35 protein-coding genes are annotated in these 26,959 nt (G+C 73.5%); 29 read left to right on the top strand and 6 right to left on the bottom strand.

Going from position 1 to position 26,959, the window contains the following annotated elements:
• Nucleotide 1: 1 nt before the first annotated feature.
• The 18 genes from ABZ404_RS34950 (at nt 2) to ABZ404_RS34865 (ending at nt 11,279) form a co-directional block, all read left to right on the top strand.
• On the top strand, nt 2–496 hold the full coding sequence (locus ABZ404_RS34950; protein WP_358836379.1) for a hypothetical protein: 495 nt from the start codon (nt 2–4) through the stop codon (nt 494–496).
• A gap of 100 nt (nt 497–596) precedes the next feature.
• Complete coding sequence (locus ABZ404_RS34945; protein WP_358836380.1) at nt 597–938, top strand: hypothetical protein; 342 nt, start codon at nt 597–599, stop codon at nt 936–938.
• A 152-nt stretch (nt 939–1,090) separates the two neighbouring features.
• Nucleotides 1,091–1,486 (top strand): hypothetical protein, encoded by a 396-nt coding sequence (locus tag ABZ404_RS34940; RefSeq protein ID WP_358836381.1) that lies wholly within the window; start codon nt 1,091–1,093, stop codon nt 1,484–1,486.
• A 249-nt stretch (nt 1,487–1,735) separates the two neighbouring features.
• Nucleotides 1,736–2,503 carry a hypothetical protein gene (locus ABZ404_RS34935; RefSeq protein ID WP_358836382.1) on the top strand — a complete coding sequence of 256 codons (768 nt, stop codon included), beginning with the start codon at nt 1,736–1,738 and terminating at the stop codon, nt 2,501–2,503.
• A gap of 56 nt (nt 2,504–2,559) precedes the next feature.
• Entirely contained in the window at nt 2,560–2,943 is a 384-nt protein-coding gene (locus ABZ404_RS34930) for a hypothetical protein (RefSeq protein ID WP_358836383.1), read from the top strand.
• A 139-nt stretch (nt 2,944–3,082) separates the two neighbouring features.
• Nucleotides 3,083–3,397, top strand: coding sequence for a hypothetical protein (locus tag ABZ404_RS34925; RefSeq protein ID WP_358836384.1), 315 nt, complete (start codon nt 3,083–3,085; stop codon nt 3,395–3,397).
• Between the two features lie 168 nt (nt 3,398–3,565).
• Nucleotides 3,566–3,898, top strand: a complete 333-nt coding sequence (locus ABZ404_RS34920; RefSeq protein ID WP_358836385.1) for a hypothetical protein — start codon at nt 3,566–3,568, stop codon at nt 3,896–3,898.
• A 291-nt stretch (nt 3,899–4,189) separates the two neighbouring features.
• The gene (locus ABZ404_RS34915; RefSeq protein WP_358836386.1) at nt 4,190–5,089 is read left to right on the top strand and encodes a hypothetical protein; all 900 of its coding nucleotides are present in this window, start codon (nt 4,190–4,192) and stop codon (nt 5,087–5,089) included.
• 131 nt (nt 5,090–5,220) lie between these two features.
• Entirely contained in the window at nt 5,221–5,406 is a 186-nt protein-coding gene (locus tag ABZ404_RS34910) for a hypothetical protein (RefSeq protein ID WP_358836387.1), read from the top strand.
• 188 nt (nt 5,407–5,594) lie between these two features.
• Nucleotides 5,595–5,861: a hypothetical protein gene (locus ABZ404_RS34905; RefSeq protein ID WP_358991289.1), complete on the top strand. Its 267-nt coding sequence runs from the start codon at nt 5,595–5,597 to the stop codon at nt 5,859–5,861.
• Between the two features lie 232 nt (nt 5,862–6,093).
• Nucleotides 6,094–6,570, top strand: a complete 477-nt coding sequence (locus ABZ404_RS34900; RefSeq protein WP_358836389.1) for a hypothetical protein — start codon at nt 6,094–6,096, stop codon at nt 6,568–6,570.
• Between the two features lie 82 nt (nt 6,571–6,652).
• The gene (locus ABZ404_RS34895) at nt 6,653–7,087 is read left to right on the top strand and encodes a hypothetical protein (protein ID WP_358836390.1); all 435 of its coding nucleotides are present in this window, start codon (nt 6,653–6,655) and stop codon (nt 7,085–7,087) included.
• Between the two features lie 194 nt (nt 7,088–7,281).
• Entirely contained in the window at nt 7,282–7,569 is a 288-nt protein-coding gene (locus ABZ404_RS34890) for a hypothetical protein (RefSeq protein ID WP_358836391.1), read from the top strand.
• A 156-nt stretch (nt 7,570–7,725) separates the two neighbouring features.
• Nucleotides 7,726–8,184 carry a hypothetical protein gene (locus tag ABZ404_RS34885; RefSeq protein ID WP_358836392.1) on the top strand — a complete coding sequence of 153 codons (459 nt, stop codon included), beginning with the start codon at nt 7,726–7,728 and terminating at the stop codon, nt 8,182–8,184.
• 177 nt (nt 8,185–8,361) lie between these two features.
• Complete coding sequence (locus ABZ404_RS34880) at nt 8,362–9,072, top strand: DUF3085 domain-containing protein (RefSeq protein WP_358837765.1); 711 nt, start codon at nt 8,362–8,364, stop codon at nt 9,070–9,072.
• A 664-nt stretch (nt 9,073–9,736) separates the two neighbouring features.
• Entirely contained in the window at nt 9,737–9,973 is a 237-nt protein-coding gene (locus ABZ404_RS34875) for a hypothetical protein (protein WP_358837766.1), read from the top strand.
• A gap of 167 nt (nt 9,974–10,140) precedes the next feature.
• On the top strand, nt 10,141–10,647 hold the full coding sequence (locus ABZ404_RS34870) for a hypothetical protein (protein ID WP_358837767.1): 507 nt from the start codon (nt 10,141–10,143) through the stop codon (nt 10,645–10,647).
• A 203-nt stretch (nt 10,648–10,850) separates the two neighbouring features.
• Nucleotides 10,851–11,279, top strand: coding sequence for a hypothetical protein (locus ABZ404_RS34865; protein ID WP_358835372.1), 429 nt, complete (start codon nt 10,851–10,853; stop codon nt 11,277–11,279).
• A gap of 75 nt (nt 11,280–11,354) precedes the next feature.
• On the opposite strand, the gene ABZ404_RS34860 is transcribed toward ABZ404_RS34865, so the two are convergent.
• A complete protein-coding gene (locus ABZ404_RS34860; protein WP_358835373.1) occupies nt 11,355–12,098 on the bottom strand; it encodes a hypothetical protein in 744 nt (247 codons plus the stop codon).
• A 488-nt stretch (nt 12,099–12,586) separates the two neighbouring features.
• Between ABZ404_RS34860 and mobF the strand changes: the two genes are divergently transcribed.
• Both mobF and ABZ404_RS34850 read left to right on the top strand, forming a co-directional pair.
• Complete coding sequence (gene mobF, locus ABZ404_RS34855; protein ID WP_358835374.1) at nt 12,587–17,278, top strand: MobF family relaxase; 4,692 nt, start codon at nt 12,587–12,589, stop codon at nt 17,276–17,278.
• A gap of 78 nt (nt 17,279–17,356) precedes the next feature.
• Nucleotides 17,357–18,421: a DUF1173 family protein gene (locus tag ABZ404_RS34850; RefSeq protein ID WP_358835375.1), complete on the top strand. Its 1,065-nt coding sequence runs from the start codon at nt 17,357–17,359 to the stop codon at nt 18,419–18,421.
• A gap of 188 nt (nt 18,422–18,609) precedes the next feature.
• Here the strand turns inward: ABZ404_RS34850 and ABZ404_RS34845 are convergent, their stop codons facing one another.
• On the bottom strand, nt 18,610–18,801 hold the full coding sequence (locus ABZ404_RS34845) for a hypothetical protein (RefSeq protein ID WP_358835376.1): 192 nt from the start codon (nt 18,799–18,801) through the stop codon (nt 18,610–18,612).
• A 231-nt stretch (nt 18,802–19,032) separates the two neighbouring features.
• On the opposite strand from ABZ404_RS34845, the gene ABZ404_RS34840 reads away from it, so the two are divergent.
• Nucleotides 19,033–19,593 carry a hypothetical protein gene (locus ABZ404_RS34840; RefSeq protein WP_358835377.1) on the top strand — a complete coding sequence of 187 codons (561 nt, stop codon included), beginning with the start codon at nt 19,033–19,035 and terminating at the stop codon, nt 19,591–19,593.
• 7 nt (nt 19,594–19,600) lie between these two features.
• Nucleotides 19,601–19,729: a hypothetical protein gene (locus ABZ404_RS34835; protein ID WP_358835378.1), complete on the top strand. Its 129-nt coding sequence runs from the start codon at nt 19,601–19,603 to the stop codon at nt 19,727–19,729.
• Between the two features lie 176 nt (nt 19,730–19,905).
• On the opposite strand, the gene ABZ404_RS34830 is transcribed toward ABZ404_RS34835, so the two are convergent.
• Entirely contained in the window at nt 19,906–20,226 is a 321-nt protein-coding gene (locus ABZ404_RS34830; RefSeq protein ID WP_358835379.1) for a hypothetical protein, read from the bottom strand.
• Nucleotides 20,227–20,612: 386 nt separating this feature from the next.
• On the opposite strand from ABZ404_RS34830, the gene ABZ404_RS34825 reads away from it, so the two are divergent.
• The 4 genes from ABZ404_RS34825 (at nt 20,613) to ABZ404_RS34810 (ending at nt 22,973) form a co-directional block, all read left to right on the top strand.
• Entirely contained in the window at nt 20,613–22,169 is a 1,557-nt protein-coding gene (locus ABZ404_RS34825; RefSeq protein ID WP_358835380.1) for a hypothetical protein, read from the top strand.
• A complete protein-coding gene (locus ABZ404_RS34820; protein WP_358835381.1) occupies nt 22,166–22,408 on the top strand; it encodes a hypothetical protein in 243 nt (80 codons plus the stop codon). The genes ABZ404_RS34825 and ABZ404_RS34820 overlap by 4 nt, the downstream gene beginning before the upstream one ends.
• Entirely contained in the window at nt 22,354–22,500 is a 147-nt protein-coding gene (locus ABZ404_RS34815) for a hypothetical protein (RefSeq protein ID WP_358835382.1), read from the top strand. Before ABZ404_RS34820 ends, ABZ404_RS34815 begins: the two co-directional genes overlap by 55 nt.
• 98 nt (nt 22,501–22,598) lie before the next feature.
• On the top strand, nt 22,599–22,973 hold the full coding sequence (locus ABZ404_RS34810; protein ID WP_358835383.1) for a ParA family protein: 375 nt from the start codon (nt 22,599–22,601) through the stop codon (nt 22,971–22,973).
• A gap of 18 nt (nt 22,974–22,991) precedes the next feature.
• Here the strand turns inward: ABZ404_RS34810 and ABZ404_RS34805 are convergent, their stop codons facing one another.
• From ABZ404_RS34805 to ABZ404_RS34795, 3 genes are read right to left on the bottom strand one after another with little or no spacing between them, the layout of a single operon-like run.
• The gene (locus ABZ404_RS34805) at nt 22,992–23,234 is read right to left on the bottom strand and encodes a hypothetical protein (RefSeq protein ID WP_358835384.1); all 243 of its coding nucleotides are present in this window, start codon (nt 23,232–23,234) and stop codon (nt 22,992–22,994) included.
• Entirely contained in the window at nt 23,231–23,938 is a 708-nt protein-coding gene (locus tag ABZ404_RS34800) for an NUDIX hydrolase (RefSeq protein ID WP_358835385.1), read from the bottom strand. The genes ABZ404_RS34805 and ABZ404_RS34800 overlap by 4 nt, the downstream gene beginning before the upstream one ends.
• Complete coding sequence (locus tag ABZ404_RS34795; RefSeq protein ID WP_358835386.1) at nt 23,935–25,104, bottom strand: pyridoxal-dependent decarboxylase; 1,170 nt, start codon at nt 25,102–25,104, stop codon at nt 23,935–23,937. The genes ABZ404_RS34800 and ABZ404_RS34795 overlap by 4 nt, the downstream gene beginning before the upstream one ends.
• Nucleotides 25,105–25,503: 399 nt before the next feature.
• On the opposite strand from ABZ404_RS34795, the gene ABZ404_RS34790 reads away from it, so the two are divergent.
• From ABZ404_RS34790 to ABZ404_RS34780, 3 genes are all read left to right on the top strand, one after another.
• Nucleotides 25,504–25,869 (top strand): hypothetical protein, encoded by a 366-nt coding sequence (locus ABZ404_RS34790; RefSeq protein WP_358835387.1) that lies wholly within the window; start codon nt 25,504–25,506, stop codon nt 25,867–25,869.
• A 210-nt stretch (nt 25,870–26,079) separates the two neighbouring features.
• A complete protein-coding gene (locus ABZ404_RS34785; protein WP_358837395.1) occupies nt 26,080–26,436 on the top strand; it encodes an SH3 domain-containing protein in 357 nt (118 codons plus the stop codon).
• Nucleotides 26,437–26,560: 124 nt separating this feature from the next.
• Nucleotides 26,561–26,926 carry an SH3 domain-containing protein gene (locus tag ABZ404_RS34780; RefSeq protein ID WP_358837394.1) on the top strand — a complete coding sequence of 122 codons (366 nt, stop codon included), beginning with the start codon at nt 26,561–26,563 and terminating at the stop codon, nt 26,924–26,926.
• Nucleotides 26,927–26,959 lie beyond the last annotated feature (33 nt).

Below are 26,959 nucleotides of genomic sequence, written 5' to 3'. Positions count from 1 at the left end.
CATGATCGCAAGCCGGCGTGAGCGGAACTTCGCACCCGAGCGTCTGACCGTCGTCCTGCACACCGGCCAGGCGCCCGTCGTGATCGAGGGCCGCCCGACCGGAGCGGGTACCCCGGCCCCCGACTGGCCGGAACTCGAACTTCCCCTCTACACCTTCGACAGCTGGTCCTCGGGCCTGTATCCCACGGTGGACCTGGCGGAATTCACCACCGCGGTCGACCGCGCCCTGGCCGACACCGGCAGCACCCTGATCGTCGCCGTCCACGCCGACGTCCCCGACTGGGACCTGGACGACGCTTACGCCTGGCGCTACGACTGGCAGGCCCGCGGGTTCACCACGGTTCCGGTCGCCGAAGCCGCCGCGCTGTTCCACGAGGACACGAACGTTCTGGCCTACCCCTGGGACCGTGCACCCTACGCCTCCGTGACCGCCCTTGACCCGGACCGCGTGAATGGGGAGGACCTCCCGGCCGCAGACGCCAGGACCGCGAAGTGATCACCCGGCTCCTCCCGCGAGAGAGGAGCCCCCTCCGGGCCCCTGGCACCCCGCCCGCTCCCGGGCCCCGTTGCCCGCACGACCTTTCGAGGACGTCGTCATGACCGCCACCCTCCGCGCCCGCACCGCCCGCTCGCCCCGCTACGCCGACCGCCGTCGGCGCCCCGCTGGCCCGCGCTCGACGAGCCGCACCGTCGACGCCGCCCGCTCCCGCCTCGCCCGCTCGCGCCCGTCCGGGCTGCGCCGCGCCGCGCCCTCGCTCAAGACGCGCGTGACCAGAGGGGAGTGGAGGACCCGCGTGCAGCAGGCCGCCATCCGGAGTGGGGGCATGGCGGCAGCGACGGCGTGGCGCTCCGGGGCGTACGGCCGCGCCGTCCCGTTCCCGAAGCCCGACCGCTCGATGCCGCCCCGTCAGGAACGCGCCGGACGCCCCCGGCGCTGAGGGCCTCGCCCCGCCCCTTGCGCCTCTTGCCCCGCGCTGGGCCATGTTCGCTCCAGCGGCCCGGAGAGGGCGGTGACCACCCCACCCGCCCCTTCGGGCCGCCCCAGCCCGGCAGCGCCCGGCACGGCAGACACACTCCCCTGGAGGACTTCATGAAGGTGACACGCAGCGGCTACGTCCTGAAGTTCGAGCACGTCCTGGACGGGCTGCGGGAGACCGCGGGCCAATGCAGGAACCCGGCCCACCTCGCCTTCGTGACCGCCGCGATCACCGCGTTCGAGGAGGAAGGCCCCGACGCCGCTCCCCTCCTGAACGGCTGCCCGCAGGCAGCCGCCCGGCGGATCTTCGACGAAGTCGCCGAGGCATACATCACCACCGAGCAGGCCACCCGCATCCAGGCCCGCAACAGCACCCTGGTCCGCGACTTCCAGCTCCCCTACACCAGCCACCGCCGCGCCCAGGCCCGCCGAGCCGCGCACGAGCGCCGCGGCCGCAACGCCACCGGCCTGGACCGGCTGCGCCACCTGCTGACCATCCCGGCCGCCTGACCAGCACCACGCCCACCGGCCCCGAACCCCCGGCATCCCGCCCCGGGTTCGGGGCCGCCGCATGCCCCCGTGATGAGGGGGTTGCGGGGCTTGATCCCGCCCAGGGCAGTGTCGGTGCTGCCGGAAGGCGCTCCCGCACCCCCTCACCGAGCGGTTGAGCCCCCGGCCGGCCGGGCCGCCCCCACCCCCTGGGGCGGCCCGGCACCCCCTCCCCGCCACCGCCCGCGACTCCCGGAAGAGGCCCCTACCGTGCCCGAGCGCACCCTGTCCCTGCCCGGCAGCACCGACCAGTTCATACTCACCGACCGCCCCGCAACCACCCTCACCGACCGCTACCGGCCGCTGCCCGACGGCATGACCCTCCACCACGCCGCCGTGGTCCGCGCCCACCAGGTGAGCCCCGGCGACGTCGTCGTCGCCTACTTCACCGACGGCCCCGGCACCCGCTACGCCGAGCACGTCCTTGAGGCGTTCACCGCCCACCCCCGCCGCTTCGGCGCCTGCCCGGCCCAGTGCGAGGAGTGCGAGGACATCCACACCCACGGCGCCACCGCGGACCGCTACCTGTGCCTGGACGACGCCGACGACCGCGAGGACTGCGTCATCGTCTACCGCAACACCCCCGTCGCGTTCATCCCCGCCGCCACCGCCGCGTCCCTGCCGCCGCTGGACTCCGCCCCGCTGCTCCCCGACCTGTTCACCCTCGACGACGACGGCGAGTCGGGCCCCTACGAGGCCCTGCCCGTTCCCCGCGCCTTCGGCCCGTGGGACGCCATCAGCGTCACCCGCACCACGGCCGAGCAGATCGCCGCCGACCTGGCCACCAGCCACACCGGCCGCCACCTCACCTGCCAGTGGCTGCACGACGCGCTGCTCATCTCCTCCGACCCGCGCCTGCGCACCGAACCGGGCCGCCCCGGCCGCCTTATCCGCCCCGACGCCGACGGCCGGTACCGGATCGGCGGCCTGTGGCCGTGGCAGCACTGGAGCCCCGAAGAGGACGACCCCACCCACTGACCCGGCGCCCCCTCCGGCGCCGGGAACCTCCCCCCTTCATCGACCAGGAGCCCCACGTGAAGATCCGTCTCAGCACACCCGAGACCACGTTCACCGTGTCCGGCACGATCAGCCGCCCCCCGCTGCTCGCCACCACCCGGGACGGCACGCACCAGATGCGAGCCGAGGAGTTCGAGGCCGAACTCCGCGCCCACTTCCCGGCCGAGGACACCCAGCGCTGGGAAGTGGACACGCTCACGATCCGGGGACGCCGGGTCGACGACCGCCGCCGCACCCTCGACGTGTGGACGAGCCGCCGCTTCTACCACCCCGTCGAATTCACCGACGGCGTGCCCGACTGGGTCCAGGCCCTGGCCGAGAAGGTCCTCCCCGACCAGCCGCCGCCCCGCCTCCCGCGTCGCGTCTTCTCCCTTCCCGAGCCGCCCAAGTCCGCCCCCTGACCACCGGCCGCCCCCGCCGCGCCCCTGCGGCCGGCGGGGTTGCGGGCCTTGGCCGCCCGCTCGAGAACCTCCGCCTGCCGCACCGGCACGCCACGGCCCCGGAGCGGCGCGACCACCACGTGAACAAGGGAGACGCACCATGCCAGACACGCTCGACACCTTCTGGGCAGCGATCGCCGAACAGCTCCAGGAGCTGCGCACCGCCAAGAACGCGGACGACGTCCTGCGCATCCTGGCCACCGGCCACGGCCCCGACCGCGGATTCTTCGCAGGCTCCGGTGGAGACGAGACCGTCAGCGACGCCCTGCACACCGCGGGCTGGGAACAGGTCTGGGCGGAGTCCTCCATCTACTACACGATGCGCGCCCCCGACGGATCGATGATCACCTACATCGAGGGCGACATCCAGCGCGGCGACCGTCACGGCAACAACCCCGGCCAGACCGTCCACTGACCTCCCGCACCCCGCCCCGGCTACCGGCCCCGTCCTGCACCCCGCAGGCGGGGCCGCCTGCCGTGCCTCGGGCCCGCACTCCCGGCGCCAGCACGCTTGCGGGCCTTGCCCCCACTCCTGCGCATGGTCCCACCGCACCCCTCCACACGACGGAAGGACCCCACGACCATGCCCACCCCCACCGCCGGACGGTTCCTGCAGAACGCCCTCAGCCGCGCCGGTATCACCGCCCGCCCCGACGGCGACAGCGGCAGCGACTACATCGCCATCCCGGTCGGCGACCACGGCATCATCAGGATCGGTGGCGTCATCGGCCGGGCCAAGGAGAACGAGATCCACTACCGCCCGAGCGAGCACCAGGGCTGGGGAGCCGTCTACTACCCCGACACCAAGAACGACGACGGCAACTTCACCGAGTTCTACCAGTCCACCAGCCCCGACCTCGCCCAGGACACCGCCCACGTCGTCAAAGCCGTCCAGAACATCATCGCCGGACGCTGACACCCCGCACCCCCGTACGCACGAGGACCACCCCGACTCACCGGGGTGGGCCTTCGCGTTCACCGCCCCTGCCGCAACCGGCTACGCGGTCCCCTCCGCGACCGCCATTCCCTGACGCACCCTGCGGGCCCCGCAGGCAGGCCACCCGGCCCCGGGTCCGGCATCCGGGTTGCCGCTCTAGCCGGCCGGGCCGCGACAGTGCCGCCACCGGCCGCCGCACCCCACGCCCCTCAAGGCGATCTGGTGCGGCCCCCGGCATCCCCCTTTTCCGAGCCCGAGAGGCAGCCCGGCATGTTCCTGCACCTGACGACCGTCCTCAACCTCGACCAGGACCCGATAGCCACCGTCGACGCCCAGTTCGTCGGCGGCGCCTTCGCCAACACCTCCATGGTCGTCGCCACCGACCCCGACCGCACCGGCAGCCAGGTCGCCCTCCACTCCTACGGGCCGTTCGCCACCGACAACGACGCCCGCGCCTGGGCCGTCGCCCACCTCACCCCCTACAGCAGCTGGACCGTCGCCCCCCTCGCCACCCCCTACACCAACGCCGAGGGCAACGCGGAACGCCGCAAGCCGATCACCCACTCCACGACCGCGCGCCCCGCCCGCGCGAACACCATCGCCGCCTACCTCAAGCCGCACCAGCTCACCCGCCTGCGCTACGGGACCCGCCCCGACACCCCCCGCCAGGGCTTCACCGCCCGCGAGTTCGACCACCCCCACCTCGGCCCCGTCGTCGAGCTCACCGCGCTCGGCCCCGACGCCTACCAGCGCGAGAGCGACCACCGCCTCATGCGCACCGTGCTGCGCCACGAGCACGTCCGCTACGAGGTCACCGACCATCACACCCACCTTCTGGTGCGGCGCCTGTCCGACGCCGAACTCCACGCGGCCGCCGACCGGGCCGCCGCCCGCGTCGCCCCTCACCTGGCCCCCCTCACCTCCGGCGCCACCGAACCGACGGCCGCCGAGGAGGCCGCGCACACCCTGTTCGACGCCGTCCTGAGGGCCGCGCGCGAGGTGGCCTCCGACCATCCCGACGACGCCGACCTCATGCACGAGATCCAGGACATGGACGCCCCCGATGCCCTGGCCGCCCTCCAGAACGCGTCCCTGCCCTCGGACATGATCGGCCCCATCGCGGACGCCCTCGTCCTCCTCGCCCCGCACACCTACAGCCCGGCGCGCTGACCGCACGCCCCGGCCGCCTTGCGGCCGTTGGCCCCGCCCCGGCCACGGTCAGCACACCGGCCGGGGGGAGCGGTGACCACCAACCCGCCCCCCGGCCGCCCCACCCGCCTCAGACAAGGACCCCGACCGCGATGCTCGCCCACCTGCTCCGCACCGCCCGCGCCCGGCTGTTCCCCCCGTACAAGTCCGCAACGTTCTCCTGCAGCCGGTGCGGACTCCGCGTCCACATCAGCGGCGACCCCGACTGCGTCCGCAAGATCCTCGACATCGCCGCAAGCCACCCCCGCCCCTGCAAGCCGAAGCCCAAGACGCTGTAACCCTCACCCGGCCCCCGGCGCGCACCCTCCGCGCGCCGGGGGCCACTGCCGCTCACCGACCCCGCCCACGGTTGCGGCCCTTGCCCCGCGCCCGGCCACCGTACGAAGCGCCGGCCCGGGGGAGCGGTGACCACCCCGCCCCCGGGCTCTCCGCCCACCCGCCAAGTGGCACCAGTTCAGGAGGCTCTGTGACCCACAACCCGCTGCGCCGCCCCGTCAACGTCGGCGAGCTCCTGCGCGCCGCCGACGAACGACCCGCCCCCGGGCACCTCGTCCAGGTCATCACCGAGTGGTCCGAGTCCTGTGCCTGCGGCGGCAACTTCCTCGGCCACGAAGAGGAACCCTGCCGCCCGGACTGCACCGGCTACTACCCCGTGGCCGGATGGAGCTACGTGGCGGGAGCCAGCAAGCCCGGCGACAGCGGCCCCACCATGGCAGACCCCTCCTACGCCTGACCCCACCCCCTCGGCCGGCTTGCGTCCGTTGGCGCCTACCCGGCCACGGTCCCCACACCGGCCGGGGGAGCGGTGACCACCAACCCGCCCCCGCCCGCCCCGGACAAGGACCCCGACCGCGATGCGCAAGCGCCGCCGACCCCACGCCCCACGCCCGCCCCTGGCCCCGTCCGCGCACCGGGCCGGCCACGGCCCGCGCCTGCTGCACGCCCAGACCCGGAAGACACCGCCCATGACCACCGTTCAGCACGACCCGGACCGCCTGCTCCCCAGCAGCGCGGACGAACTCATCCGCAGGCAGACGGGCCTCGACCTGCCCGCGCTCCTGGACAGCACACATCCCCTGGCCCGGCCGCTGCGCCTGATCCGCATGCAACTGGTGCTCGTCGAGCGAAACCTGAGGGAAATCAGCGACACGACGGCCCGGAGCATCGCGGTACGCCGCGAACTCCTCGACGCGGGGCACCTGGCCATCAGCCCTGTCTGGGCACCTCCGGCAAGCGCCCTCGACCAGTGCCTCGGAGAACGTGCCGGGATCATCAACTCCCTGAACACCCTCCTTGACTGCTGGCAGGAGGACGTGGCCGACGCGCCGCAGACGGAGCCCGAGCTGACCCCCGAAGAGACCGGGGAACGCGAAAACTCCTTGCTCTACTGGCTCGGCCCCCGCACCGACACGGCTCCCCGCGCCCAGGAAGACAACCAGTGACGCCCTTCGCGCCCCGCACACCTACGGCCCGGCGCACTGACCGCGCGCCCCGTTGAACCCCCGCCCCAGAGAGCAGCGCAGCATGAACGACTTCACCGCCCGAACCATCCCCGCCTTCCCCGACCACAACTCCGGCGTCCGACTGGTCGACGCCACCACCGGCAAGGAGATCACGCCCGGCCAGACGATCCCCGAGCCCTACGGCCACGGCCACATCACCTACCTCGGCCCGACCGTCCACACCCGCGAGGGAGACGCGACACCCCGGCCGGGCCGCGTCGCCGTCGTCCGCTACACCAACCCCGCCACCGACTGGGCGTTCCTGCCCGCCGAACTGAACGCCCGCTACGAGGACACCGACGCCGCCACCCCCTGCCCCTTCAAGAGCCACAACCCCGACGACGAAGGGGACGACGGCGACGAGCAGCCGGAGCTGCGCCCCGAGGAGGCCCGGGAACGGGCACTCGAAGGGCTGCCCGCCAACTGGCAGCGCGCCGCCCGCCGCGTGATCGACTAAACCCCCGGGCCAGGCTGTCACCACTCCAGCAGCCCACCACTCACGCATCGCCCCGGCCCCGCGCACCTGGACCTCACGTCCCCAGGCACGGGGCCGGCCGCGTGCCCACACCCCGGCCGCGCCTTGCCCGCGTAACCCCCCGCCGCCCCACCGTCACTCCCGTCAACCAGCCGCGCCCCGATGGGAGTACCGCCGTGACCCGCCCCCGCACCGCCCCCGCCATGACCACCTTCACCACCGCCCTGGGCAACGTCACCATCGACCTCACCCCCGGCAGCTGGACACGCACCTCCCACCGGCCCTCCACCGGCCAGCACTTCGAGGTCCCCATGAGCCACGAACACCTGCCCGCCGACATCAACAGGTTCGCCAGCAACGGCGTGTGGGACTCCATCGAAGGATCACCCTGCGGCCGCACCATCACCCTGACCCGGACCGACACCGCCGACACCGAAATGACCCTGACGTTCTCTCGGGACTGAACACCACCGCACCGTTGCCCAGCGCCCCCGGCCCCGCACCCACCGCGTGCGGGGCCGCTCCCGTACCCGGCCGACCACGCCGCGCCTTGCCCGCCTAACCCCCCGCCGCCCCACCGTCACTCCCGTCAACCAGCCGCACCCGATGGGAGTACCGCCGTGACGACCGCCGTGACCCGCCCCCTGACCGTCACCGCCCGCATCGCCGACGCCGACGCCGTCGGCAGCGCCCCGGCCCCGGCCGTGTACACCGCCACCGTCTACATGAACACCCACGACGACAACTTCGACGGCTACGAGCCGCACCACCCGCTCGCCGCCGCCACCCGCCGCGACGACAGCGCCCTGCGCCTGGTCTTCCGCGCCAGCGACCGCATCCGCAGCTACGAGGACGCCGCCGACGCCGCCTTCGAGGTCGGCAACGACCAGGGCGCGGACGACAACGGCCAGACCTGGCCCGGCAACATCCGCTCCGTCTCCGTCGGCGACGTCATCAAGATCACCGGCCCCGATGCCCGCACCGTTCACCTGAGCGTCGACTCCTACGGCTTCTCGCCCGTCCCCGAGCCCACCACCCTGGTCGCCCTCACCGACCCGCGCGTCACCCACCGCGACTGACCAGCTCGCCCCTCACGGCCCCGTGCCCGGACACCCGTCCCGGCACGGGGCCGCCCCGCATTCCGCCGGGCTTGCCCCTCTAAGCCCCGCCGTCCCGACCGTGTCGCCCGCCGACCGCCCGGCCACACCGGCCCGCGCGCCCGGCAGCACCCACCACCGACACCCCGGGACCAACTCATGACGACCGACCCCATCCCCTCCGGCCACATCAAGGACGTCGAGGCGCTCCTCGCCCTCGACCCCGGCGACCGCCCCCAGTGGTTCCGCGACCTGACCGCCGAGCTGACCGGCGACGCCCCCGCCGCCCTGGGCGACCGGGCCGAGACACGGCGACTGCTCGCCCTGCCCGCCGACCAGCGCCCCGACTGGCTGAACGAGTTCCTCGGCAACATGACCGTGCCGCCGCTCCCCGACACCAGCACCGACCCTCTGCTGGACGTCGTCATGGCCAACACCGCCTACGGGCAGAAGAACTGCACGCTCGTCTTCCCGCTCGCCAAGGTCCTCGCCGCCGCCGAGCACGCAGCCGCGGCCGACAAGCACAAGCTCGGCTACGCGGAAACCGAGGCCGCGCCCCGCCTGTGGTGGGTCAAGGACGACGGCACCTACCTCATGAGCAACGGACAGGACCCCACCGACACCCGCGACGCAGACGGCCGCCTGCCCACCGTCGTCCACGCCGACGGCTGGGGGCCGGGCACCGACGCCCGCTCCGTCCTCGGCGGTGACGACTTCCGCGAATCCATCGACCTGACCACCCCTGTCTTCGAGGACGGCACCACCCTGCTCGGCATGCTCCGCGAAGCCGCCGCCGACGGCGCCACCCGCTTCGTGCTGAAGGCCACCTTCGACGACACGTACATGGACCTGACCTACATCACCGAGTAACCGAGCAACCCCACGGCCCCGTGCCCGGACACCTGTCCCGGCACGGGGCCGCCCGCGTACCCCACCCCCTCCACGCCCCGCGGTGTCGGGACACCCCCGGCCCGCGTCCCGCACCGGGCCGAAGCCGCCCCCGCCGCCTTGTCGCCCTAACGCCCACGCCCCCGACCGTGTGCTCCGCCGCGCCCCGCGCCGGCACGTCCACCCAGCACCACACCCACGAGGGGCCCCATGACCACCCACACCCAGCACGCTCCGACCGCCACCGGCCCGGCCGACCAAGCCCCCGGCATCACGTACGCACTCCTCGTCCCCGGCCTGATCACCGTCTACGTCAACGCCCCCACAGAGGCCGCGGCCCGGCACGAACTGGCGCTGGAGGGCTCAGAGACCATCGAGCTCCACGAACCCGCACCTGACGGTCGGCCGCCTGACCATCACCGGCCTCGACCTGGTCCCGGCCGCCGCGAAGCTCGACAAGATCGACGACACCCTCATCGACGACCCGCTCCCCGACGCCGACTTCCACATCTCCGACATCGCCCGCGTCGCCGCCCGCATCCTCAACGAGCCCGACAGCACCAACTGGAACGCGTCCGCCGGAACGTACGCGGTCGTCGGCTACCTGGAGAACAAGACCCGCCACACCGGCATCTACACCCTGTCCGTGGTCGAGGGCACCCTCCAGCTCCAGCACGAGCGATGGGCCGACCCGTGCGCCGAGTTCGACGGTGACGACCTGCCCACCCTCGCCGAAGCTGTCGCCACCGCGATCCTGGACGACCTGTGCCGCAACGAGGACTGCGGCGAGTCCACCGGCGACGGCGAAGGCTACGACGGAGAGTGCGGCAGCTGCGCCGACCGCACCACCCGCACCGAAAACCTCGAACCCGAAGACGACTGACTCCACCCCACCTCGCCCCCGGCCCCCGCACCAGGAGGCCGGGGGCCGGTCCCTTGCCGCGCTAACTCCCCGCCACCCCACCGTCGGACCCGACGCGCCCGCCCCGGCCTCCGCGCCGCCGGCGACCCCGCGCGCCCTTCCACACCGACCGATGCCAGGGACCCGACATGACCAACCCCACCGCCCCCACCACCCCCGAGGACTTCGACGCCTTGCTCCGCGACGTCCTCGGTGAGAACTACCAGCCCCCCGCCCGACAGGACTGCACGCTCGCCTTCCCGCTCGACAAGGTCCGCTCCATCGCCGAGCTCGCCGTCGCCGCCCGCGAGCACGCGCTCGGCCCCGGCGACCCCGACGCCCGCCCCCGCCTGTGGTGGATCAAGGGCGACGGCACCTTCCTCATGAGCAACGGCATCGACAACACCCCCAACACCCGCGACGCCGACGGCCAGTGGCACCACATCGTCTACGCCGACAACTGGGGACCGGACACCGACCCCTCCACCGTCCTCGGCAGCGAAGACCTCCACGAAACCCTCGACCTGACCCAGCCGCTCCCCGACGGCCAGATCCTGATCGACCTGCTCCGCACCGCCCCCGACCACGCCACCCGCTTCCTCCTCCACATCACCCACGACGACGAGGGCATGGCTCTCACCATGACCACCAAGTAACCCCACCCCCTCGCGGCCCCGCGCCCGGACACCCGTCCCGGCACGGGGCCGCTGCCGTGTTTCCCGTCCCGCGCTCCCACCACCCCAACCCGCATCCCGCCCCCCGGCACCCGCACGCCCTGCACGCCCCGCACGCTCCCCGGCCCGCCTACCGTCCCAAGCGAACCCGCAGGCCCAGGCCACAACCAGAAGGGGGGAGCGCCGTGAAGCACGAGACCACCATCAACGAACTCGCCGCGTATGCAGGTCTCTTCAGCACCGTCGACCACATCACGGTCCCCGAGACCAACCCGGACACCGACATCACCGAGGAGGTCACCCTCCCCCCGCCGCTCATCCGCCGCACCCAGCGCCGCGACGACACCATCTGGTGGATCCTCACCCCGCCCGGCATCCACGAACGCATCATCGTCGCCGACCAGGCCACCGTCACCGTCTACCTCAAGGACGTCGACCCCGGACGCTTCACCGGCCACGTCCCCCCGCCCCAGGCCGCGCCCCAGCAGCCCGCCGCACCGGCCGCCTGGCCCCAGCAGCAGACCGCCGCCTACCCGCCTCAGCAGCAGGCGTCCGCCCCGCAGGCCGCCGCCCCGCAGCGGTCCGCCGCACCCTGGTCGAACCAGCAGAGCTGACCCCCCGGACCCCCCGGCCCCGGCCACCGCCCCGCGCGGCAGCCGGGGCCACTCCATGCCCCCGGCACTCCACCGTCACCGCGACGACTCCGGCCACCCCGGCCGCGCCCCGCCCCCACCCGCTGCCCCCGAAGGCCCCGCCGGCGTACCGGCCGAGGGAACACCCGGGGGAGCGGACCGGACCGGAGCGGCCGCAGGCGCCGGGGAATCAGCCGGAGCCGTCACCGGGGGAGCGGTGACCGGCGCCGCGCCCGCCCCGCGCGACACCGCGTCCGCCTGCCCCGACCCGCGCCCACCATCGAGCTGCCGCTCCCCGCCCGGCCCGCCCGCCGTCTCCTGCTGCGGTGCCACCGTCTTCCCCGCGGCCGCCGCCTTCCCCGGGGCGTCCGCCTTCCCCTTCTCCGGTGCTGCGCCCTCCGCGGCCAGACTCTCGCGCCCCAGCCGCCGCAGCTCCTTGACCCGCTCGACCCCCACACCCAACCGCTGCCCGCACCCGGCCACCGTCTCCCCGGCCTCCCCCATCGCCAGCACGACCCGCGCCGCCGCCTTCGCCGCGTCGATGCGCACCTGGCCGCGCTCCCGCACCCGCGCGATCTCCTCCTCCACCTCAGCGATCGCCGCCGCTTCGTCCTGAACCGCCAGCTCGAAGTCGGCCGCCAGCTCGTCGAACGCCGCCTCCTGGCGCAGTCGCTGGGCCTCCGCCTCCTCCGCCTCCCGCCGCCGCTCGGCCATCCGCTCCGCGGCCCGCGCCAGCGCCGCCTTCCGGCGCGCCAGCGTCGCGCTGTTCTTCCCCTTGCCCTTGGTCCGGCTCGACGCCATCACAGCCACCTCCCGGCATCTCGCGCCCACCCCTGTGGCAGGCGCCCGGTCAGTCTCAGCCGCCCGCACCCCCGCCAGGGCGGCCAAGGCACCCGCGTCCCAGGCCGTAGCACGCCCGTCGCTGCGCCCGGTCCCGCTCACGGGACGACGACCGGGCGGCCGGGGGAGAGGACCCGGGCAAGGGGTGGCTCGTGGGGAGGGGTGGTGCCGGAACCCGGTGTGTCGATGGGTGCCGGTGGTGTGTGGAGGCCAGGGGTGCCGGTCGGTGGTCGGGGTTGGTGAGGGCGTGGCTGTGTGGTCGCCGGCCGGTGACGGGTCGGTCCCCGTACACCTCTGGCACTTTTGACGCCTGCCCGTGCTCGAAGGGCGTTTTCCCTTCCGGCGGGACGCGTTCGAAGGTCGTTTTTCGGGCCCTGGAAGGATCGGGTCCCCGGGCCGGTCTTCGCCCGCACCGGCCCTGTACGCGGTGATCTTCTGGCGTCGTGGGGATGACAGCGAACGCGTTCACCGCGGGGCGGGAGCGCTACTACCGGCGCAACATCGCCCGCGGCGACGGCGCCCCTGGCGCCGAGCTGACGGTGTCCTCCAGCGTGCCCGGGGTGCCCCCCGGGGTGTGGCACGGGCAAGGAGCCCGCGCTCTTGGACTGTCCGGGCTCGTGACCGACGCGCAGATGCGGGCCCTGTTCGGACTTGGCATGCACCCTGACGCCGAGGAGATCGCCGCCCGCGAACTGGCCGCCGGGGCCTCACGCAAGCAGGCCATGAAGGCCGCCAAACTCGGGCCGGCCGTACCGAGCCTGGCCGAACTCTCCCCGCTCGACCAGGAGATCGAGCAGGTCCTGGAGCACGTCAGCCAGCGGCTGTGCCGCCCGCTGACGAAGGCCGAGACGCGAGACGTGCGGATGCGGTGTGCGGCGCGCGCCTTCGAGGCCGAGTACCACCGCACCCCCGCGGACGGCGCCGAGCTCGGCCGGTACCTGGCCGCCCGCAGCGGCCCGCAGCGTCGCGCCGTGACCGGATACGACCTGTGCTTCTCCAATGAGGAACTCTCACTGCTGTTCGCGCTCGGCGGCCCCGAGGTGCGCCGCATCGTCCTCGAGGTCCTGGCCCAGGCCCGCTCCGAAGCCCTGGCCTGGATCGAGCACAACGCCCTCGCGGTGCGCACCGGCCCGGGCGGCGTAGCCCAGCAGCGGGCCGAACCCGGGCTGCTGGCCGCGATCCATCTGCACTACGAATCCCGCGCGGGCGACCCGATGCTGCACGAACACGCGGTCATATCTCCGCGCGTGAAAGGCCCCGACGGGCGCTGGCGCAACCTGGACTCCCGGCTCCTGCTGCGCGACGTCGTCGTCGCCAGCGAGCTGTTCAACCAGCGTGCCCTCGAACTCGCCTGTGCCCGGCTGGGTCTTGCCGCCGAGGAAGTCGAGGTCACCCCCGGCCAGCGGCCGGTGATGCAGATCGTCGGCATCGACCGTCGGCTGCGCGCCGCGTTCGCGCAGCGCTCGACCGCGGTGCGCACCATGGCCGAGTCCCTCTTCGACGCCTACCGGCGCCGCCACGGCCGCCAGCCCGCACGGCCGGCCAGGACCCGGCTGCAGTGGCAGGCCACCGTGAAGACCCGCCCGCCCAAGAGGCAGGCCCGATCTCTGGACGACCTGCTCGCCGACTGGCGGCGCCGGGCGATCGCGGCCACCGACCGCACGGTCGTCGACAACCTGCTCGCCACCGCCCGCGCCGCCGCGGAGGACCGGCCCGCCCCGGCCGCGTTCGACCCCGCCGCGGCGGCCGAGGAAGTCCTGGCCGCGGTGACCGAGCGGCGTACGACGTTCCGCCGCCGCCACGTACTGGCCGAGGCACGCCGCTACCTGATGCGGACCCTGGGCGGCGCCACTGCCGCGCCGCAGGCAGCCGAGCAGATCACCGACCGGGTCCTCGCCCACGGCGACTGCCTGGACATCACCCCACCCGAGATCAACCCCCCACACCCCGACCTGCAACGCCCCGACGGCACCAGCATCTACCGGCCCATCGGCTCAGCTACCTACACCACCCACTCCCTGCTCGCCGCCGAGAACCGGCTGCTGGCCGCCGCCCGCACCAGCGTGATCCCGCCGGTCGGACGGGGCACCTTCAACCGCGTCGCCGCCCTGGGCCGCGGCCCGATGGACGCCGGACAGCGCGCGCTCGCCGCCTCCTTCGTCCTGTCCGAGCAGCTGCTGCTGGCAGGCCTCGGCCCGGCGGGCGCGGGAAAGACGACGGCGATGAAGCTGGTGGCCCGCGCCGTGGACGCGGCTGGCGGACGGCTGATCCCGCTCGCCCCGTCCTCCCGGGCGGCGAAAGTCCTCGGCAGCGACCTCGACCGGCGCGCCCACACCCTGCACTCCTGGCTGCACCAGCGCGGCCGCGCCGCCGACGGCAAGACGGTGGAGAAGGACTTCCAGCTACGCCCCGGCGACGTCGTCCTGGTCGACGAGGCTGGCATGGCCGGCACCCTCCTGCTCGACCGGATCCTCGCGGATGCGGCGGCCGCCGGGGCAGTGGTGCGCCTGCTCGGCGACCCGCACCAGCTCGCCGCCGTCGAGGCCGGCGGCGCCCTGCGGCTCATCTCCCGGGCCGGCGGCGCGATCGAACTCGACCAGCTGCACCGCTTCCGCGTACCCGGAGAGGCCGACGCCTCCCTGATCCTGCGCGACGGCGAGGAGCCCCGGGCGGTCTTCGACTGGTACCGCGACAAGGGGCGCATCGTCGCCGGAACCTACGAGTCGATGTGCGACATGGTCTTCAACGCCTGGGCCAAAGACCTGGCCAAGGGACTCACCTCGCTGATGACGGCCGCCGACACCGCGACGGTGACCGCGCTCAACCTGCGTGCCCAGGCCCATCACATCGCCGCCGGCACCGTCGACACCAGGTGGGCCGCCCCCTTGCGCGCCGGGCAGCGTGCGCACGTCGGCGACATCATCGTCACCCGCCTCAACCGCCGCCGCATGACCGTGCGCGGCGGACGGGACTTCGTGAAGAACGGCGACACCTGGACCGTCCAGAAAATCCTCCCGGACGGGGACGTGGTGGTCCGTCACACCCAGCACCGCGGCCGTATCCGCCTGCCCGCCGACTACCTGACCACCCAGTGCGAGCTCGGCTACGCCTCAACCATCCACCGCTCCCAGGGCATGACCGTGGATACCTCACACGCGATCGCCTCCGCCCGATCCAACCGCGAAGGCGTCTACGTCCAGCTGACCCGCGGCGCCCGCACCAACCGCCTCTACGTCGCGATCGAGGACGGCGACCGCCTCGACGACGTCCTCGCGGCGATCGCCGCCCGGCGCCGCGCCCAACTGTCGGCGACCGAGTCGATCGCCGCCCTGCAGCAGGAGATCGCCGCGCCCGGGCAGCTCTCGGCGGAGTTCGCCGACGTCGCCGAGCGCGCCACCACCGCCCGGCTGACCGGCCTGCTCGAGCACACCCTCGGCGCCGACCGGGCCGCGATGTTCATGGCCGCCGACGCCTACCCAGCCCTGATCCGCGCCCTTCACGACGCCGAGCGCGCCGGATTCGACCTGCCCCGCCTGCTGCGAAACACCGTGCCCCGGCGCGGCTTCGGCGACGCGGACGACCCCTCGGCGGTGCTGACCTGGCGGCTGCGCGAACGCCTCCAGGACGCCGTCGAAGCCCAACAAGAGGGCAACTCCCGCCCGCTGGCCGCGCTCACCCTGACCCAACTGCACACCCTCACCAAGCTCGCAGCCGCCCACCGGGCCGCCGCCCGCGAGGCGCTGCTGGCGGCCGACGCCGCCTTCACCAACCTGCCCGCACCCGTCACCACCCGTGGCGGCCACACCCACCCCGCCTGGGACCAGCGCCCCATGGGCGAGCTGACCCGCCGCGCGCTGGCCGCCGACATGGCCATGGCGCGCACCCAGATCCGCCACGCCCAGAAGAACAAGACCCCGCTGTCCGACACGGCCCGCCGCGTGATTGCCGACCTGACCCGCGAGTCGCAACTGCGCCGCGCTCTTAACTGGCGCGACGCCGCCCGTGAGGACTTCCAGCGCGAGCGGGCCACTTCCACCGCGGCCCCCGGCGCCACCTCGCTGGGCGCGATCCGCGGCACCCTGGCCACCCGGCGTACCGCCACGGCCGACCGCCAGCGCTCCGCGCGTGCCGCGCTGGCCCGCGCCGACGCCGTCTCCGACAAGATCTACGCCGAGCTCCGCTTCCGCGAACGCCTGCCCGACCACGCCCCGCACCGCCCCAACCACCGCGCGCAGATACCCGACTGGGTCGCCGACTCCCACGCCCTGGTCCACCCCGACACCCCCGAGCACTGGGCCACCCACCTCGCCGAGCGCCACCGCATCCTGGCCCGCTCGCTCGCCGACCGCGGTCACACCCTGGCCGCCGCCCCGCCCGCCTGGGCCCGCCCGCTCGGCAATCCGCCGCCCACTAGCGCCCCGCGCCGCCGCCACGCCTGGGCCACCACCGCAGCCCTCGTGGAACTGTGGCGCACCCGCCACGCCATCACCGGCGTGCCCGGTCTGGGCCCGCGCCCCGCCGACCCGAACGACGCGGCGGCCTGGGACGACCTGGACGCCCGGGTCCGCGCCCTGACCGGACGCCGCCGCCCGGTGCACCTCCCGCCGCCCGACGCACCCGCCTCCGTCATGATCGAAGCGGCCCTCAGCCACCTCGATGCGCCGCCGCCCGGCGGCCCGCTGCCCGACCACCCGGCCCTGCGCGACCCCCTCGGCATCGCCCCGCTGTCCTACGGCGCGCTCGATGCGCGCCTCGCCCGGCGCGCCCTGGCCGCCGTGCTCGCCGGCGAGCCCCTGCCCGAAGCCTGGATGGAGGAGATCACCGCCCCCGGCGAAGACGACGAGGACGAGCAGCGCACCTACACCAAGCTCCTGACCGCCATCGGCGACTACCGGCGCCGCCACCACCGCGCGGGCCCCGACGTGCTCGGCCCGCGCCCGGCGGGTCTGGACGGCGAGGAATGGGACCACCTCACCGACGCGATCGACCTGTACACCCACGCCCGCGTCGAGCGCCGCCTCGAGGAGATGCGGGCCCGCACCGCCGCCCAACGCGCCGCCCTGCTGCCGCCGACCTCACCGCTGCGCCAGCAGCCCCCGCCCGACACCAACCGGCCCGGACACCGGCCCCCGACCCGCTGACCCGTACCACCGGCACCCCTCGCATCCGAAGAATCGGCCCCCGGCGGGCCTCGTCTTCTCGACCGAAGGCAGACGGACATGGCACCTACAACCGGGCCCGGACGGATCCAGCTCGCGGGCCGCACCGTACAGCAGGCCTGGCTGCGCGAGCACTCCGTCCAGTCCGCTCCGCTGTTCGCCCGTGCCCGGGCCGAGGTCGGCCACGCCTGGTGCCTGTGCCGCCGGCCCGCCCTGCGCCTGGTGATCCGCTGCACCCGCGCGGGGCGCTACCACCTCGCGGGCTGGCCCGGCGAGGGCGAACAGCACGACTCCCACTGCCCCTTCCACAAACTCGGTCCCGGCCACTCCGGCCGCGACCGCTACAGCACGCAGGCCATCCGGGAGACCGACGACGGCGTGAGCATCCGGTTGGCCACGGCGCTCACCAGCCTCCTGGCCAAGCCCGAACACCACGACAGAGAGGCGCAAGAGACCGGCGACGAGTCAGGTGTGCGGCGATCCGTCGGCCTGCTCGGGCTGCTGCACTGGCTGTGGGAACAGGCCCGCCTCAACGTCTCGCACCCGCAGGATGGGCGCCGCACCTGGCGCACCTGCCACGATCGACTCCACCTACAACTGCGGGAAGTCACGCTGAACGGGCGAAGCATGGACGAGACGCTCTACGTCGTTCCGCCCTTCACTCCTGCGGCAGCCGACGCCAACGCTGCGGCCCTGGACGCCTTTCGCGCACGCCTGGGACGCCACGGCACGGCCGAACGGCGCGCCCTGATCCTCGGACAGGTCAAGGAGGTGGCGCTCACCCAGTACGGCGTTGCCTACCGCCTGGCCCACCAGCGCACCCCGCTCTACGCGCGCGCCGCCCTGCACGCGCGGGCCACCCGCTCCTACCGGCACGCTTTCGGCAAGGCGGCCGCCGAGCACGGCGCTACGCGGATCGCCCTGTTCGTCGTCGAGCGCAGCCCCAAGGGGCACCTCGTCGCCGTCGACCTGGCCGCGATGCTCACCACCGGCACCTACATCCCGGCCGACTCCTCCTACGAGGTGGTCATGGCCGACGCGCTCGCCGGCCGCCGCTCCTTCATCAAGCCCCTGCGGTACGACACCACGGACGCCGGCTGCCCGACTTCGTCCTCACCGACGTGACGCCCGCCGCCTACGTCGAGGTCTACGGCATCCACGGCCGGGAAGACTACGACCGTCGCAAGGCGGAGAAGAGGGCGTTCTACCAGCGACAGGAGGGTGAGCTCATCGAGTGGGATGTCGCTCAGCCTCTCCCCGATCTCACGCGCGACGGGCAGGGCGGTCGCGGATCGAGCACCCGACCCCGACCACTACACCAGTGAACGGGGGACGGACGATCTCAGGTCGGCTTGTCCGCCAATGGCGCGTCGACGAGCCAGCAACTGGCCGGCCGCCTCCTCCAGCGCGGGCGCCAAGAAGCCGTCGTCCTTCCACGTCGACCGCGCCGTCCGTACGACGTGCGCGGTGGCCTCGGCGAGACGCCGTCTCGGGTTCGTTGCCACCGGGACACTGCATCACAAGGCCCGTCCGGGTGCCACCAAGTTGCCCGACCCGGCGGTCCGCCTTCGCCCGGCGTGCTGGGGCGGCCGTGTGATGGGACACCGGTGAAGGTGGCCGACTCACCGCCTGAAACCCGCGCCGCACAGCGCCGGAAACCGGCTGCCCAACGCCCCGGCGGGTATCACATAGTGGAGCAACATCACCGTGCAACTCAGCAACCAGAACGGACGGCCGTGACGACCGCCTACAGCGAATCCTCTACCGAGCGCACCCCCGGACGGGCCTGGACGGTCCGCATCCTCGGCCACGGCAGCCGTGCCGCCTCGGTCACCTGCAGCACCGAGGCGTGCCGGATGCCGCCCCGCTCCGAGGACTTCACCGCGCTGCGCACCTTCGCCGCCGCGCACGCCAAGGCGCACGCGAAGGCCGCCACCGTCAACCCCAACGCCTACTGCCACTGCGGCTCCCAGCGATGCGGCGCCCACTCCGCCACCAAGACGGCCTGCGCAGGCCGGGTGGTGCTGATCCTGCGGCATGACCCGATCGTGCGCCGGGTGTGGAGCCTGGAGGAGGTCTGCGAGATGTGCGCCCCACTCATCCCGAACGCCACCATCGTGGCCCGCGCCGCACGCCCCGAGCGCACCGCCGCGCCCGCCGCGCAGGTGCCCACCCCCGCCCGGCCGGGCATCGCGGGCGGCTTCTCCTCGGCCCCCGGCGAGAGGGACGCGGCCCTCGTGCGGCGCCCGCGCCGCGCATCGCAGCGCCCCCGCCGGCGTTCCGGGCAGGGACGCTGACGAGCAAATGCCACCCCGTCCCGGCTACGCCGACACCTCCCCGGGCTTCGTCTACACAGGGTTCCGGTACGCCGACGGCCGGGACGCGGCGTTCAGCGCGAGCCTTCTGGAACAGATGGCCGGGGCCCTCGGGTAGTACGCCCGCGCCCGCGGCGCACGGCTGATCGGGCAGCCGCAGTTCGACTTCCCCGCTCAGCGCCCTATCCAGCGCGAGGTACGCCGCGCGCTGTTCGCCCTCGAGCGTCGCCCGTGGCGCTGGCCCGGCCTCACCCTGGTGCGGATCTGGCAGGACACCGAACCCGCCGACCGTGGCTAACTCCAGGCCGTCGGGCGGCCCTGGCGGAACCGGACCACCGCCCGGTCCCACACCGCATCCTCCGCCACCACGGCGGCACGGCGCGGGGTGGCCGATCGGCGCCCGGTGCGGTCGGCCGGATCCACGTCCGGTGCAGCAAGAGCCTGCGTCACCATCTCCCGCTCGGCCCGCGGCCCGGCTGCGGGAAGTCCCAGAAGAACAGCGGTGGCCTGCCTGATCAGAATCCCGGCGTCGTCCAGCAAGGTGTGCGCTCGTCCGTAAGCATGCAGATCGATCCGTCCGAATGCCCCAGTCACCTCCGGCAGCTTGGTGACCAACTGGAAGACCCCAGGTCGTCGATCAACCGGTACGCCCGCTGGGGATCGCGCTCGGCGAGCTCGCGCAGGGCCGCCAGCAGGGGAGTGGCAGCGGACGCATCGTGTACGGGGGGAGACAGAAGGGCAGTCACGCCTGCGTCCAACGACCGCACGCAGTCCGGGCAACGCCCCCGGCCGGGCGCCTTCGACCGGGCCGCCCCGCCCGCTCCTTTCCCGGGCCCCGTCCCGCCCCACGGGACGCGCTTGCGGTTGGTTCCTTTCCGATTCCCGCAGGGCGGACCTGTTGCGGCGGCCTGGCCGGTGGAGATCATCGGCACGGGCAAGCTGCCGCCAGCCGCCGTCCACGGGCCGCGCGGCACCCCACCGCCGAGCAGAAGGTCCCCTCGATGAGCGAGCAGCCCACTCCCCTCCCCGACGACTTCCGTGCCTGGTTGGCCGAGCGAGGCCCGGACGCGTACGCCCTGGTGTGGGTAGCGGAGGGCAGTGAGCCGGCCGGCTTCGAGAGCACCGAGGCGCCCCGGGTGGGGGAGAGCGGGATCGCCCGTGCAGGCGCCGACCTCACCCGCATCGCGCTGCAGGACGTCACCCACGGACGGGCCGAGACCCTGCGCCGCTGGCTTCAACTGGACGACGGAGTACGGCACCTGGCCATCCTCACGACCGAGTCCGGCGTCCTGCGCGAGCACACCCCCGGCGAACTCGCCGCCGAGCTGATGCACGATCCGGCCAGCGACGAGGCCCGGCTCACCGAGCAACTGGCCAGCTGGTTCTACCGCAGAAACGCCGAGGCGCAGCAGGGACTCGAACTCGGGTGGATCGCTGCGGCCGCCGCCTGGACCTGTCACATGCGCGCCCTGGCCAGCTATCCACCGCCCTCCGTACTCACCCCGAGCCTGGAGCGTGCCGGCGAACTGGACGAGCCCACCGCCGACCTGGTGGTCTCAACCGGGCTGAGGATTGTCGATCTCCTGGACCGGCTGGAGCGCGTCTACCGCACCCGCATCGAGCTGATCGAGGACTGGCACGCGGTCGAGTCCCTGGCCGCCGACGTCCCGGCTCTCGCCCCCATGGCCGACTGGCTGCTCGACCAGATCGCCCTGCGCGACGCGCCCGCCCAGCAGCTGCGGGCCGTCCTCGAGCCGGACCTCACCGACTACCTGCGCGACCGGCGAGCCGACGGCGCCCTGCTGCGCGCCGCCCCGGTCCTCGATGCGCCGCGCGCCGCACACCTGGCCCAGGCCCGCGAGACCGTCCGCGCCTACACAGCCGCCGCGCACTCAGGGCGCGAGAGCGAGGCGCGGCAACTCCTCGACGCCTTCCCGATCCCCACCCGCGACCTGTCCACCAGCGGCCCGGCCGCCGCCTGGCGGGAGAACTCGGCCACCGCGGCCGCCGCCGTCGAGGACCTGGCCGCGCAGCGCGCCGCCACCGGAGCCGAGGACAGCACCGTCGCCGACCCGGAACTGCTGCACGCCGCGACCTCCTACCTGGCCGCCCGCGAGGGCCAACTGCACCTCATGCACGACGCGCTCGGCCGCCTGGCCTTCCCCGCCCCCGTGCCGCGTGATCTGCCCGAGGCGCTCGCGCCGGTCGCCGCCGCGCAGACCCAGCGCCGCGTCATCGAGGCTTTCGGCACCCTGGAGCGCGCGGCCGAGGCACTGAACGGCCAGATCAACTACCAGCTCCAGCAGCCCGTCCCCGCGCACCGCCGCGCCACCGCAGGCGCCGAGAGTGACCTGCTCAACCGCGCCCTCGGCGCCCTGCAGCAAACCCGGGCTGCCGGCGTCCCCTTCGATGAGGAGGACATCCGCGCCCGCCTGCAGGAGGCCATGGCCCGCTCTACTGCCCCGGCCGCCTCCGGCCCGGCGGCGGCCACCGGCCATGACGAGGCCCATGCACAGGCCCTGGCCGCCGGGCCCGCCTCCTCCGGGGTAAACCGGTGACCTGGATCCTGAGCACCGTCATCCGTCTGCTGCTGCGCGCGGCCGGGCCGCTCGTCCGGCGCGGTCTGCCGCATCTCGCCATGGCAGTGATGGCCACGCTCGTGTGCGGAGCCGCCCTCGTCGCCGGGTACGGACTCCTCGCTCTCGCCCTGTGGCTGGCGGCCGTGGCGTGCCGCTGGTCACTGTGCTGCTCGGACTGCTGGGAGCGGTACTCCACCTCGCCGCGCTCGTCGGCCTGATCTCGGTCGTCCTGCTGATGCCGCTGGTCATCGCGGCCGACGTCCTCGGCCGGTCGCCCGCCCGCGACGAGCACTCCACCAGCGCGTCGTAGCGGCCCGATGCGGCGGGGGTTGGCCGGATCCGGCACGGCTGTCAGTGCGACCCAGTACCGTACTGTCCACCGGATTCGTCACGGGCTGGAGGCTCGAAGTGCCGATCGACAACCAGGGCCGCGAGCCCAAGGAGAACAGCACCCCCGAGCCGGCGGCCCGCGTCGTTGCCAATCTCCGTGGCAGCCCCTACCTCACCCCCCGCTCCCGGGTGCGCGGCAAGACCACCACCTCGATCGAGGTGGCTCAGCTCATGGCGCAGCGTGCCGGCAACCGCGTCCTTCTCATGGACCTCGACCCGGCGCCCTCCGCCACCAAGGACGACGTCCAGCAAGGTCTGGGTGAGCTCGGGCAGAGCTACGACCCGGTAATCCTCGACTACCCCGGCGCTCCTGGCGTCCCGGTGAGCCCGGAAGTGTGGGAAGAGGCCCGGCGCACCCTGGGCCTCGACGCCGACGAACGTCCCACCGCGTAGACCTTCCTCCGCCGGATCTCAGGCGCCATCGTTCCGGGAGGCGTCTTGCGTCCGGGCCGGGGCGTTGCTGCCTTCGATCGTCTCGGCGAGCTTCGCCGCCGTCTCCTCCAACCGCTCGAACACCAACTGCCGGCGCACCCGCCGAACGACCTCGCGGGCCATGCTCGGAACATCCACTCCGAACGTGCCGCCGGGCAGGTGCTGCTCGATGGCACGCTCCACGACTGCGGTCAGCCGGTCGCGCCCTTGCCTCCCCGTCATGCGACCAGACGCTCCCTGCAGAGACCTGCCTGGCGAGCCCGGAACAGCGCGGTGATGGTGAAGGCGTCGGTGATCTCGCCGGTCAGGGCCATCTTCTCGGCCTCGGCGAAGGGGACGGTGCGGGCACGGCGGATGCCCTCCCCGCGTTCGAGCTCACCGACGGTGTCGATCCGCGCTGCGTACAACTGGACTGCGTCCGCCAGGATTCCAGTGTCGGGATGTACCATTCCGAGGTCGATGAACTCGGTTGCCGGAGCGCCGATCTCCTCCTGCAACTCCTTGGCTGCGTTGTCGGCGTGCGCGAGTCCGGCGGTGGCGCCGCCCCGCGGGATCTCCCAGTGCCAGGCCCGCGTTGCGTGCCGGAAGTGCTCGATGAGGACGACGTCGCCGCCCAGCAGGGGCAGCACGGCCACCCCCGGCTCCACTTGCGGAGAGACCATGCGCAGGTAGCGGCCATGCCGGCCGTCCGGGAAGACGACCGGGTCCTGAAGCAGCATCCACCACTGGTCGCGGTAGATGACCTGTCCTTCGGTCATCGGCCAGTGCATGATGCTGATCGCGCCGTCCCCGGGCGGGGTGAGGAACCAGTCGGGGTGGGTGTCGCGCAGGTGCGCATACGCGGACTCGGGGGTGTGGTCCATCAGATCACCGACCTCGGCGGGAAGGGTGAGCAAGGAGCGGGGCAGCGGAACGGCGGGCGTCACGCGGCAACTCCCTGACGGGCAGCGGACAGATCGGCGGCGAGCTCGTCGACGGCGGTGTACGTCATGGGCCCGGCGGTGACGATCCGCGCCCGATCCCCGCTGTAGTGCAGGCGCCACTTGTCGACCACCCACCTGGCTGGCCGCTCGAAGGTGACCGTCAACGAGCCGGGGAAGCGTTCCGGCGCCACCCTTGCGGCCTCGAACGTGGCGAGCGCGTAGGCGGCGACCTCCTGGCTCCGGGCCACCATGGCGGCCACTCCGGCCCGGCCCAGGGAGCGCAGCCGCGTCCACAACAGCAGCGCACTGAGCCCGCTGCGGGCGCCGACCAGCAGGCGGTCGGGCACCGTGATCGGCAGGTTCGTGGGCGGGTCCTGCACGCGCCGCACCAGCGAGATGCCCGCCGGGACGGGCAGTCCCAGAAGGGGGTGCCCGGACAGGGTGATGGAGTGCGCGCCGTGCGCAAGCGACCACGACGCCACCAGGTCGCTGTGCGCGGCCGCCAGTCCGCCCGCGCTCGCATCGACGTGGATGTGCACCGGCCCGAACGCGGCAACCGTGGCGCGCAGTTCGGCCACGTCGTCGATGGCGCCGTGCAAGGGAGTGCCGCAGGTGGCCACCACCAGCGCCCCCGCCCCGCGCCGCATCCGGACCTGCAGCCGCAGATCATCGGGATCCATCGTTCCGTCGCCCAGCGCCCGGATGCGCACCGTGTTCATCCCCAGCAGCTCGCTGGCCCGCACGACGTCGTAGTGGGCCTGCTCGCTGACGTACACCGACGGCTCCGGAAGCCCGCGGCGCGCCAGGACCAGACCGTGCAGGAGTGCCTCGCGCGGCGAGGCCGCCACATAGCCGTGCGCCTCGTCGGGGGAGGCCCCGGCGAGCGCGGCGAAGTAGTTGAGCACCGCCTTCTCGTACGCTCGGACGCCGTCGTCGAAGCGGCTGTCGTCGTACGGGCCGCCCTGCTGGTGGTCAAACAGGCCGAGCAGCGGGGCGAGTTCGACCATCACCTGTTCCAGGTGGTCCGGGAGGCCCAGGAACGGCCGGTCGCCCGGAGCAAGGGCGCGCTGCAGCTGATGCAGTGCGCGGGTGTCCGCCTCGGGCGGGGACGGCTGGAAGCCGATGGCCAGGCCCTCGTCGGGCAGGGTCAAGGCGGTGCGGGGGCTCACGTCATCGGCTCCATACGGGTCGCTCGGGCTATGGGTGCCACTCCATCTACGCCCGCCCGCCGCCGCTGCGGGCCGCCCGGGCGTCGAGCACGCCGTGGGGCGGGAGGATGCGCCGCATAACCCGGTTGCGCCTCCCGCCCCACGGACTCGCCGGCCCCGAGCACTGCCGCCGCGCCGGTCGCCGGTCGCCGGGCGGCGGATTCCGCCTGCCGGGAGAGCAGGGCAAGTCGCGGAGCCAGCAGGTGGGACCGCAGCCGATGGTCGACGCCGTCACCACCGCTGGCCGCCAAGGATCGGTCACGTCCGGACCTGAGGGTGCGCACCCCTGCCGGGGCCGGGCGGGCCCGTGGGCAGTGCGGGCCGCCCGGCCCGTTTTCCTCCCACAACAAGGAGTTCCGCGTGATCGTTCGCCAGCGCGTCAAACGTGCCGTCGTGGCCGGTGCCCTGGGCCTGGCCGTCGCCTCGGGAGGCATCGCCACCGCCTCGACGGCGCAGGCCGCCGACACCGGGACCGACACGATCTCCTGCAAGGCCGTCAAGGTCCACAAGTCCTACTCCACCGGATCGACCACCGTCGGCATCGCCTACAAGGGCGACAAGATCACCTACAGCCAGTGGGTGTACCAGAAGTCCAAGAAGACGTGGTGGGTGCACGGCACGGTCACCCGCAAGTCGGACCACAAGAAGATCCGCGGCTACGTCGTCTACCAGTGCGCCAACCCGTACAACACCTGGCCCGCGCCCACCCCGCCGATCCCGAAGTAGCCGAGGGGCCCGAGCGGGCACCCCGACGCGGCCGGCTGTGCTCACCCGCGCAGCCGGCCGCACCGCTGCTCCCGCCCCGCGGACCAGCACGCCAAGTCGGCGTTGCAGGCCGTGGGAGCCGGGCGGCCGGCCCCGGCATCGGCCGCAACCAGGTGCGCAGCATCGATGCTGCAGGTCACCCCCGCGTCACGTTCTTCGAAAGGCTCCTTGATGATCCGCCGTATCGCGACCCGCGCCGCCGCAGTCCCCGCCGTCATGGCGGTCGCCGCCGCAGCAGCCCTGACCGTCACCACCGCCCCGTCCGCCTACGCCGTCGGCGAGAACAGCCAGTGCACCCACAACTGGGCCAACTTCGGTGCCACCGTGGGCAAGAACGCCTGGAACTTCCGCTCCGGCCCCTCCACGGGCTACAAGAGCCTCGGCTACCTGTACCGCGGCGACAAGCTCACCGTGATGTGCAGCAGGGGCAGTTGGGACTATGCCCAGATCACCAGCTCCAAGTCCGGGATCAGGAAGGGCACCAAGGGGTGGGTGCGCGACGACGGTCTGGTGAACCTGGCGGGCTGACGCTCCAGCCCGCACGTCGGGTTGTGTCCTCCTCGCCACCGGATCGCCTCAACGCTCTGCCGACCAGCGCATCACTGCAGCGCGCACGCAGAGCCCGGCCCATGAACCCCGCATCGGAGACCTCATGAAGACGCGCACCCGCGCCGCCACGACCCTGATCACCGCAGCCCTCGCCGTCGGGACCCTGGCGGCGAGTCCCGCCTCGGCGTACAGCGTGCACAACGTCCGCGACTACGACACCACCATCGAAGGCGGCACCGGAATCCGCTTCCACACCGCCCCGGGCTACAAGACGACGACCATAGGGCTGCTGGCCACCGGCGACAAGATCAGGGTGACCGCCACGAACCCCGGCGGGTTCGGGAACTGCACCTGGTACAAGGCCACGCTGAGGGCCAAATCGCGCAACGGCCTCCCGAAGGGCACCACGGGCTGGGTCAACTGGGCCTTCGTGCACAAGGACGTCCCCAAGGGCACCCAGGGCTGCTGACCTGCGGGATCCCGTAGACCCGCTCGGACTGCG

The organism is Streptomyces sp. NPDC005878, assembly GCF_040629815.1.
GTDB lineage: Bacteria > Actinomycetota > Actinomycetes > Streptomycetales > Streptomycetaceae > Streptomyces.
The sequence above is the reverse complement of the archived record's forward strand: the minus strand, read 5'-3'. Positions and strand labels throughout refer to the sequence as shown.